We start from the raw sequence: 9344 nt of genomic DNA on the forward strand, positions 1-9344 counted from the left end.
CTCACGAGTTCTCAGTCTGTCAACCGAAAGATCGCGTCCAACACCGCACAAACCCTCATCTCACAAGAGAAGAGAGATTTTATGGTGATCTTCAATTTTCTGAGGCGACGGCAGCTTCTTCCAAGGCATCAATGCTAAATCTCAATTAGGCATCAAAATATTTCGAGATCATGCTTCGCGCCAACGTTGGCGAACTCTATATGGCCATCATTCCTTTTCCAGTACATCAAGCGAACAGCCTCATGATCTTTGGATACATGAGTACGATATGCGCCAGCGCCATCTGCTTTACGGCACTTGTGCACTTCCGCTTTTCCCTTAGAGCCAGTTTTAGCAAGCATTTCGTTCACAACGTACTTTGGTTGACCGATTGCAATTCGAACACAAGTTTCGAACACACAACTACTATATCGACCATCACCAGACGCCTCCCAATTGTTCAACGATGTTATAAAGTGAGGCCCTATCGAAAAGCTTGTGGGAGTCAGGAATGAGCTTTTTAATCCACATGTGCGTGCCATATTCTGTGCAGCTAGTTCTATAGCTAACTTTATCGCATTTTCATTTTGGGCGCTTCTCCATATATCATCAGCATCAAGCTGACATCGAAGTTCATCGGCGGATTGGCAAACTGATACTTCAAGATCAATGTGAGCTTTGCCTTCATAATTATCATGGTGCCAAGGGCTTATATCTTCTAATTTTCCCTTAAATTCAATTTTGCTTTTGTTCCACCTTGATGAAATTGTCGAAACGCCAAGCATTGATCGAGGGACGCCTCCTACGCTATGGGCAACGCCCAGGTGTCCAAGCAGCAAGCTTAGTGCTTCCCTAAGCTCTGGGGGAAAAGTTACATCATCTGCGGATGGGTGAATATCCACTTCCGTTGGTATAAAGAAGTCTACGCCACTTATTTCCTCCAAATGTGCAGCGCGCTCCAGTATGCTATTCACAGATTTCCGTATTTCTTCCGCAGAATACACAGAGGATAAGTTATAATCTTCCAGCATCTTCCGAATGCCAGTCGATATCGGGAAATATCCAGCAGAAGCTAAAATAGTTGCAGCATCAGATAACGTTCCAATCGTACACCATCCGCATTCGCGAATATCCTTACTAAGTTTTCCAATCTGCTTAATCGCACCTTCGACATCATCTCTCGTCTGGGCGATAGCGGGAATAGCGCACACTGAAGGGTCGATAGCTAAGATGGGTTTCATTTCAATGGCCCTGCCGCTGATTCTTTTCACGTGTGCGTTTTGCAGCAGCAGCCATAAGAATACGCTCTGCTTCATCTTGGGACTGATCGAAAAAGTCCTCTGGCCAGTCTACAATTGCGCCATATTTTGTAATTTCGACTGGCCTTACTTTTGTTTCTCCCTCATCTCTTTCAACAAAGTACAATTTTCCAAGCTTTGTTAATTCATCGGTTTCAGACTCGGCTACACGGCGCCGAAGGCGGTAGATAAGATATTCACTGTGCGTTTCCAGTATGCACTGCTTGCCATGTTTCGCGATTGAAATGAAAAAGTCACCAAGCCTTGTCTGCACCTTCGGATGAAGATGAAGCTCAGGTTGCTCAAAAATTAGCAGTGAACCTTGTGGCGCAAGAAGCGCCATGACCACAATAGGAAGAACCTGACTAACACCTACACCCACATTAGTTAAGTCATGATACTTAGCTATGCCTGGAGTGCGAACCTGTAGTTCGTGACCAAACTTCCCCTTATCTCCTGTAGATATTTCGTTCACGACACCCATGTACGATAGCCAATCAACTACAGCGTCATGGAGCGTGCTTGATACCGGCTTAAAGACAAGGCTATCATTATCAAATATCGCAGAAGGAATATATGTAACTTGCCGATCTTTGTGCAAGTCAAGGACAGCAGCGGTGTGTTCGCCTCTATATCCAACATCCGTTGGATTGGCGAGAGCTTCAAGAGGGTATAGAGGCTTCGGTTCATCTCGAAGGGGACCAAGATATCTAACGCTCGCGTAGAAATAATCCCTCATGTATGTAGCGGCATCAATGAGAATAGGAGAGCGCGACATTTCAACAGATGTCTTGCGCTCAAAATGGTTAAGTAGTTGCTCTTCAATGATAGGATGAAGCGCTTGAAGGCTGGCGCTTGCAGGTGTGTCCGCCTTTGTCGGTCTACGCCGTCTTGCCAAACGGATTTTCTCGAATGTATCCTTCACTGTATTTGGTGAAGTCCCAACGACTCTATTATCGAATGGTAATCTGGGACCAAAAGCGGTGGCCGAATTTTCCAAAAGCCATTTATCAATTTCATCAGAAACGTCTTTAGGAAGCATGACCTCGAGAATATCACTTCCTGCTCGATAGGGTGGCCTACGTTCGCAAAGAATATCCGCAACCTCTCGGGCTCTTCTCTTCGCTTCATCGAATTTGACCGCAATGCTGAAAGGCAAGAAATGCCTGAGAGACGCTCCGATAATTTCTCCTTCTGGTCTAGACTCAATAATATCTTCTTTAGTTCCAGGATCGATATGTCTGACATCGTACGAAGATGGCGATGAGAACCGCCCTTCCTGTCGACTTGATGACTGATCCTTCGGCTTCTCGTAAGCTGCTTTCTTCGCACGCCGCACGGACACGCTTACCTTTCCGTTGGCGACAGAATCCTGCGTAGCATGTACGTCAATAGAGGACGAAAGCAGAGACGGTTGCAGTAGAGTTAGCTCATCAGCGTTGTTGGCGTCCTGCAGATCGAATTGAAGAGAGCAAGTTAACCTTGTGAAACGTTGACCATAAGGTCCAACATACGCCACAACACTGGGAGCACTCCCTTCTCCGAACAAAGGGGTGCGATCATTATCAGAGTGATTTATTGAAAAACTTAGGCTAAAATTATTTTCCTTTGATTTTGCATTTTTGATGTCATTAAAATTCCCGAGCTTAAGTAGAGGTCCATTCAAAGCAATTGGTCGATCAGTTGGGGCATATTGAAGAGTCTGCTTAATCAAAAGCATGCTTTGAATTATGGTACTTTTCCCGCTTGAGTTTGCACCGACGAATAATGTGATTGGTGCAAGATCAAGTGAGAGCTTCCGACCAACTGATTTAAAGTTCTCTATTGCCCAGTTTGAGAGCATTACAACCTCACATAATAGTCTTCTGCTGCCTGCAGGTTACAACCCTACGACGGAGTAGAGCCTGTGTCAAAACATTGAAGGCGTGCATCATGGCAACCGTTCTCAGGCATAATGGCGTATGTATCATGTCTTGTTCGCCGCTGTTGAGGCGTGAGGTGCTGCTGGGACCAACCCTTCCCAACGCGAGCATTGTGGAGTCATGAGCCAAATTAGGTGGGATCACGACCACCTACCTTAGACAGGAGATCGCTTAGCACAGCGATCAACAAGGTAATGGTGCCATCATCCACTTACACTGCCGACTGCATGTCGGAATGCGACGCCGAATGGCTGCAATCATGCAGCCACCTCTTGTAGGGAAGTACGAGGCAACAAAGTACCTTCATAATGGGCCATCAGTTTCCGGGTGAGAACAGCATTGCCGCCCCAGATGACCAGCATGCATCCGAAGGGCGCACAGTCAGACTGTCCTGAATTGATGAAATTTACCCGATACCTTAGAAAGATCACATCGGCTTTTCCTGCTACCGATTCTTGGAATGCCTTCGTATGCGTGCGGACCGGAAGTAAGGCAATTACCGTATTGCATTCTCCTGTTCTCCATGCACGATACGCGCGATCTATCCACACCGAGCATTGTGAGAAAGGCGGATTCATGAATACAACGTCACTGTCTGACCATGACGATGATAAGCCGTTATCTTCTTTATAGTAATAACGTCTAGCTTTTAGTGGACTGTCTGGATGTCCGCAAGGATCAAGGTCAATCTCTCCAATAGCCGCGTAGATGCCCTCCATGAATTCTGGCGGTGTCCAGCGAGAATCCCGTCCACCACTGTGCCAAGTCGATTGCTCGGGCTTCCGCTCCCGTGCTTTCGGCGCGAGCACGGCCAGCACTGCGGACAGGCTGCGGACATGACCCTGGTTGCGCTCCAAGCCGATAACAGTGGGTTTGGAGATGCCTGCCCGCAAAGCAAGGTCCGCCTGGGTCCAGCCACGCCGTTTGCGGAGAGTGCGTATTTGGCCGCCCAGGTCTTGGCCTCTCGGCAGCCCAGCGACTCTGAAATCGAGAGCCTGGATCATGGCGAACAGGCTCACCAACCTCCCGCCGCCATTCTCCACCTCCCACACGGCACGGGCACTGATACCAGAACGGCTGGCAAGTTCGGCTTGGGTCATACCAACACCCCTACGGGCATTTCGGATCGCACTGCTGATGTCCATGAGACAAGAAATGCGCGAAAAATGTTGATGAAACCTTGACCGAAGAGGTTTGAGTGTTGATGTAGCAGAAACCATCCTCAAACCATCACGGCCCATAGAGCGAACGCGGAAGTTACACCTCGAATCCGTGCTGCTGGCGATGCCATTGAAGTGCGGCAGCACTAGGCCGATCCGCCTCAGACCTGGGTTGTCGGAGCGCCTTTCCGTTCAGCTTTCCGTAGGCCGTGCCATCAAGCTCGGGGGACACCAAAAGTCGATGCTGCGCGTCAACAGCTAACAGCCCCAAGTCGAAAAGGGTATGGATGTCCGCTCTGACCAGCAGGCCGTTTGTAATGTGGTTGGTAGTTGGGCCAAGATATGGATGGATGTGTGCGGCTTCTAGAACCGCCTCCACGGTGCAACCAGTGACGGCGCAACGCCAACCATAAGCTTTCAGCAGTGTCTTCCTAAACGCCTCCTGACCCTGCCGACGTGTCACCATGCCCATGATCCTGGCCCGTCCGTCTTCAACGCTGGTCGGGTCGAATGGCTCAGTTTCCCAGGCAATTTGTGCGGACGCTTCAATGCGCCCTCCAATCCGCTCAAGCACAAAGTTCGACGGCTTCGCGCCAGAATGGCTGACGTAACGGAAGCGGCCTTCGAACCGAAATGCCGCTTTGGGGTGCTGGTACTTACGCTCACGGTAGAACAGCAGGAGTTCGAGATCGCGACTCTCGTGCGCCACTATCATGGCGTCCGTCCGACCACTCGTCTGTCCCTGCCAGTAGAGCCGATTCTCTTCGAGTCGGTCTTGATACTGGGTTCTGTCTTGTGTCTTGTCCTTAGTCACGAACAGCCAGATGGAGTTAGTACCAGCAGGTCGGAAGACCCCTGTGTTCAGTGTCGCATCCGTGATTCCGAAGGTCGCCGCGAGGTGTTCTCTCGCGTAGATGTGCCCAACGGTTAGCCGTTCAGACGTGTAGGGACTGACCTCATCGTCAGAAGCAGGCCCAAGCACCTTCACATGAAATCCAAGTTCTTCCAGCTTCCGTTGTACAGTCTTTTCACCACCGCTAAAGTCATCGTAAACGAGCGGTCCCCGATTGGGATACTGATAGCCGTGCGCAGCGGCGATAACAGCTTTGGAGTCGTATAGCTTTCCATCAACTTCAAGGAAGTACCTTCGGGCTTTGCGAAAGCCGTATCCGGTTAGAAAAGCTTCGCGTCCAATCAAGTCGAATTCATTAACTGCCTGCCTGATCGCCATCGGATCAGTAATTTCTGATAAAGACATTTCTCAATCCGAGAGTTATTGAGGTTCCGCTGATCGATGCAGTTCAACCAATGCAAGGGTGGCGTGCGGGGGGATTAGGGTACCTTCATGGTGAACCAACAGTCTTCATGACAGGAGGCGCTGGAATCGTCAAAACTCCCTTCCAGCGCCTCCTGTCTCTTGCTCAACGCGGTGCTGCTTTTTTGCCAGGCTACACTAGACCAAGCGTGCTAATCGACAGTAGGCGGTGTTCGTTGAACCCAGAGGTCACGTAATGAACCGCCGCCAGTCCTTCGTTGCCGTTCGCCCATGCTGCCACATCCGGGTTGGCCCGAAGATAGGCCGCATTGTCGAAGGCATCCATGCTCCGACCCTCGCGGAAGCCAGCGTCCAAGAAGTGATCCGTAGCCGCTTCCGTGTTGGCACCGAACACCTGGATCAGATCAGAGTAACCGGCGAGATATTCCACCGGGTTGAACGCCGAGAACGAACGCCCCTCATACTGGCCGTACTGGACGTAATGCTGTTCCGCAGCGGCGGTGTTGTGGCCGAACGCACCAATCAGATCATGGTTAGACGCTAGATACAGTTCCGGGTCTTTCGCCAGACTGGTGATAGGTGTGGAAGTCGTATCCGCCCCGAACATGACATTCTCCACTCGGATCAGCCGCTTGATCCCCGTTGAGGAAAACGCGGTGAAGGTGCCGTCATCCTCGCTGAAGATGGTAGTGTCCCGTTGCAGGCTATTCAGGTAAACGGTGTCAATCCCGTCCCCACCATCAATCACATCATTCCCCGCAAAGGGGACAATCATGTTGTTACCGGTGTTGCCCCTCAGCGTCTCCGCTTCGTTCGTGCCATGGATTACATTGGTCTGGTTCAGCGGTGTAGTGTTGGTATAAGTCTGAAAAGTGTTTGTACCATTGACACTGTTCCCTGTAATGCTGACAAAATCCATGCGGCCATCGCGGTTAAAATCGACAGGCAGGAGATCGTCCAGGTCACCAACACGGAAGTTAGTGTCGGGGATCGCACCTGCGCTGAACACACCATTGCCGTTGTTCAACCAGATATTCTGGCTGACGGTACCATTGTGCGTTCCTGCATATACTACGATATCTGGCGTTCCATTTGAGTCCACGTCGGCGACGTTGAGGAACGTTCCCCAGTAGCCGCGATTGTCCACCCCGAGCATCCGAGCGGAAGTTTCATCGCGGAAGCTGCCGTCACCGTTGCCGATTAAGAGTTGGATGGCCTGACCGTCACCATAACCACGAGGGTTTTCCGTCAGGATCAGGTCCATGATCCCGTCGTTGTTCAGGTCCATCGGCTTGATGTCCTGCACCAGCGTGTTGTTGGCACCGAAGATACCGCCAACGGTGTCGATCCGCCGCGCATCGGAGAAGTTGCCATGACCGTCGTTCAGGAAGGTGCGAACCGCAGCCACGGTGCCATCGGTGGACGCACCCACCAGAAGGTCAGCGAAGCCGTCGCGGTTTACGTCCACCATCACGCTGGACTGAACACGGTTCGCGTTCGCGGACGGGTCCGACGTGTTGATGTTGGTCAGGCTGTTGGGAACCCGTGACTGATTCGCAGTGAAACTCCCACGACCGTCATTCATCAGGAAATACGGCTTGCCGCCGACACCGGGGGTCGAATTGTAGGTGACGCCGACGAAGATATCCAGATCGCCGTCCCCGTCAATGTCGCCCACCGATGCAGAGTGGGAGAAATCGTTCAGGCGTGGAAGGGTGAATGACACGTCATGCAGCTTGCCATCAGTGCCGCTCAGCATGAGAGTGTTCGTTTCACCTGGATACGGGTTCAGGTCGTAACCATGGTTGGCCGAGAAGAAATCGAGACGACCGTCACCGTTGAAATCCGCCACCACGAGTTCACGAGGTTGCACGGCTGTCGGAACGGACGCGAAAATCTGGCTCGTGGTGTCACGAACCGTACCATCAGGCATCAGTGTCACGACATGAAACGGATAGGCCGCGTTCACGAGCGGGTTCTTTGGTCCAGCCACCACAATGTCGGTCAGACCGTCACCGTTAAAATCAGCAACTCCGTTCACCAGAGGAACCGTGGCGAAGGGGAACTGAGTCGCGACTTTGGAAACATTCATTCAAAAAGCCCCCAAATTGAGTATTTAAATCCTATGGGGTAGCACTTTAGATTGGCAACTTTTTGTTGTCAAATGAGTTTAAACCCGTTCCCTCGCGTGCGATCTAAATAAGTCGTGAGCACAGAAGATAAGGAATCACGCAACAGAAACAAAGATGGAGGTTAGAAGGTCAAATGAAAAGCAAAACAAGCAGTACATATTTTGGTGATTACTTTAATAGGCGCTGGGGAAAATTCAACAAAGGCACGATGGAAAGTTTGGAGACTATTGGCGGAAAGCTGGTGGAATTACACGGTAATCTAATAAAAGCCGGTCAGAATGATTTGGCAGCAGAGGTTCTTCTAACGATTTTTGATCAAGCGCAGGAAGATGTATCAAAGAGAGTTCGGAGGACACGATGATCCCCGCTCCACTCGTAACAGGTGAAGTTAACCGCCTAATCAACAGCACTAAGTCCTCGCACGTTCAGGAGGATAGGTCCAGACCCAGCATTATCGTCGTATCAGACGAAGTATTTCTGGTGCGACTTCCACTTTCGACCAATGTTCTGTCGCTGGATGATCATTTGTCGCATGGTGATGAACCGTTCAGTCGTCTGCATCCAAATAGCACAAGGGGCATGGTATTGGACCCATGTGCAATGCGTCTTGAGCGTAGATTTCGACGTGCAGGCATCGAAGCTAATTTCGTTGGCATGACAGAACTGTGGGATATCCCGGAGAAGGATATTGTTCTCAAGACGCTCGTGGCGGACTGGTGTATCCGTGAGTTCAAATCAGAAACTCTGATCCCCTTGCTGGATGGTCTTGTCTCCAACAGGGTTACCATTCGTTTCAGCTATCACAGCATCCGTCGTCTCTGTCCTACAAGCGTTCCGGTCGATGACTTCCTCAAGAAGGCTGTGGTGGACCTTAGGCTTGATTGGTGCGCAAGAGAGAGTGTACCTGTCCAGTACGTCAAGAACTATGAAGGTAATGTCGATGACGTGAATTGCAAATTCCTATCAGTGACGTTCGTCTTCGAAAGCCATACCGATGCTACAGATTTCGAACTACACTGGGGCTGCGGGTTACAACACGTCATTTTGGTCGATCCGCAGCACCGCATGTGATATATTAGAAGAATATTGAGACGAATGAACCTGTTACCACCCAGCATCTTCGAGCATGTCCCGCACTGTTTCGCTCGCGCATGCGACCGTCACCGTCCAGAGATCGGGCAGAGATTTATCCACGTTGCTGATAATCGCTTCAGGATGGCCCTCAGCAAGCTTCTGGAACCGCGTCCAAAGGTATGGGTCCATGTTGATGGTTGCGATATACGGATATGTTTTCGTTAGCTGGCCCGAACAAGATAGGCCGTCAATCTGCTGAATGATCATAATTTCACCTCATAGTCAGACGCCGTAAATTCAGCGTCAGCCGTATTTATCTCCTCTGCTTTCGTGGCAAGACCAACATACCAGTACCCGTGATGGCCCAACTGATGATGAGTGCTGGTCCCGCCACCTGATCCGCCGATACCACTATTCACCATAAAATCTCTCTTCTCTTGTGAGATGAGGGTTTGTGCGGTGTTGGACGCGATCTTTCGGTTGACAGACTGAGAACTCGTGAG

General features: G+C 50.5%; 9 protein-coding genes. 2 read left to right on the forward strand and 7 right to left on the reverse strand.

Annotated features, from left to right (window positions below):
• Positions 1 to 152: 152 nt before the first annotated feature.
• The 5 genes from TSH20_RS34760 to TSH20_RS29650 form a co-directional block, all read right to left on the reverse strand.
• On the reverse strand, positions 153 to 1295 hold the full coding sequence (locus tag TSH20_RS34760) for a hypothetical protein (RefSeq protein ID WP_146205345.1): 1143 nt from the start codon (positions 1293 to 1295) through the stop codon (positions 153 to 155).
• Positions 1222 to 3120, reverse strand: a complete 1899-nt coding sequence (locus tag TSH20_RS29635; protein WP_109155951.1) for a DUF3696 domain-containing protein — start codon at positions 3118 to 3120, stop codon at positions 1222 to 1224. The genes TSH20_RS34760 and TSH20_RS29635 overlap by 74 nt, the downstream gene beginning before the upstream one ends.
• A gap of 336 nt (positions 3121 to 3456) precedes the next feature.
• On the reverse strand, positions 3457 to 4299 hold the full coding sequence (locus TSH20_RS29640; protein WP_109155950.1) for a DNA N-6-adenine-methyltransferase: 843 nt from the start codon (positions 4297 to 4299) through the stop codon (positions 3457 to 3459).
• 157 nt (positions 4300 to 4456) lie between these two features.
• The gene (locus TSH20_RS29645; protein WP_158282092.1) at positions 4457 to 5590 is read right to left on the reverse strand and encodes an HNH endonuclease; all 1134 of its coding nucleotides are present in this window, start codon (positions 5588 to 5590) and stop codon (positions 4457 to 4459) included.
• Positions 5591 to 5807: 217 nt separating this feature from the next.
• Complete coding sequence (locus TSH20_RS29650) at positions 5808 to 7727, reverse strand: FG-GAP-like repeat-containing protein (protein WP_109155948.1); 1920 nt, start codon at positions 7725 to 7727, stop codon at positions 5808 to 5810.
• A 173-nt stretch (positions 7728 to 7900) separates the two neighbouring features.
• Between TSH20_RS29650 and TSH20_RS34765 the strand changes: the two genes are divergently transcribed.
• Positions 7901 to 8128, forward strand: a complete 228-nt coding sequence (locus TSH20_RS34765; RefSeq protein ID WP_146205344.1) for a hypothetical protein — start codon at positions 7901 to 7903, stop codon at positions 8126 to 8128.
• Positions 8125 to 8838: a hypothetical protein gene (locus TSH20_RS34770; protein ID WP_146205343.1), complete on the forward strand. Its 714-nt coding sequence runs from the start codon at positions 8125 to 8127 to the stop codon at positions 8836 to 8838. The genes TSH20_RS34765 and TSH20_RS34770 overlap by 4 nt, the downstream gene beginning before the upstream one ends.
• A gap of 33 nt (positions 8839 to 8871) precedes the next feature.
• On the opposite strand, the gene TSH20_RS29660 is transcribed toward TSH20_RS34770, so the two are convergent.
• Entirely contained in the window at positions 8872 to 9108 is a 237-nt protein-coding gene (locus tag TSH20_RS29660) for a hypothetical protein (RefSeq protein WP_109155946.1), read from the reverse strand.
• Positions 9105 to 9344 (reverse strand): hypothetical protein (locus TSH20_RS35485; RefSeq protein ID WP_211100365.1); only part of this gene is annotated, 240 nt, incomplete at its 5' end. The genes TSH20_RS29660 and TSH20_RS35485, both read right to left, overlap by 4 nt.

This window comes from Azospirillum sp. TSH20 (genome assembly GCF_003115935.1).
Taxonomy (GTDB): Bacteria; Pseudomonadota; Alphaproteobacteria; order Azospirillales; family Azospirillaceae; genus Azospirillum.

Excerpts from the sequence above, each read along its gene's own strand:
- TSH20_RS34760 (WP_146205345.1), bottom strand. The coding sequence starts at position 1,295 with ATGAAGCAGAGCGTATTCTTATGGCTGCTGCTGCAAAACGCACACGTG.
- TSH20_RS29635 (WP_109155951.1), bottom strand. The coding sequence starts at position 3,120 with ATGCTCTCAAACTGGGCAATAGAGAACTTTAAATCAGTTGGTCGGAAG.
- TSH20_RS29640 (WP_109155950.1), bottom strand. The coding sequence starts at position 4,299 with ATGACCCAAGCCGAACTTGCCAGCCGTTCTGGTATCAGTGCCCGTGCC.
- TSH20_RS29645 (WP_158282092.1), bottom strand. The coding sequence starts at position 5,590 with ATGGCGATCAGGCAGGCAGTTAATGAATTCGACTTGATTGGACGCGAA.
- TSH20_RS29650 (WP_109155948.1), bottom strand. The coding sequence starts at position 7,727 with ATGAATGTTTCCAAAGTCGCGACTCAGTTCCCCTTCGCCACGGTTCCT.
- TSH20_RS34765 (WP_146205344.1), top strand. The coding sequence starts at position 7,901 with ATGAAAAGCAAAACAAGCAGTACATATTTTGGTGATTACTTTAATAGG.
- TSH20_RS34770 (WP_146205343.1), top strand. The coding sequence starts at position 8,125 with ATGATCCCCGCTCCACTCGTAACAGGTGAAGTTAACCGCCTAATCAAC.
- TSH20_RS29660 (WP_109155946.1), bottom strand. The coding sequence starts at position 9,108 with ATGATCATTCAGCAGATTGACGGCCTATCTTGTTCGGGCCAGCTAACG.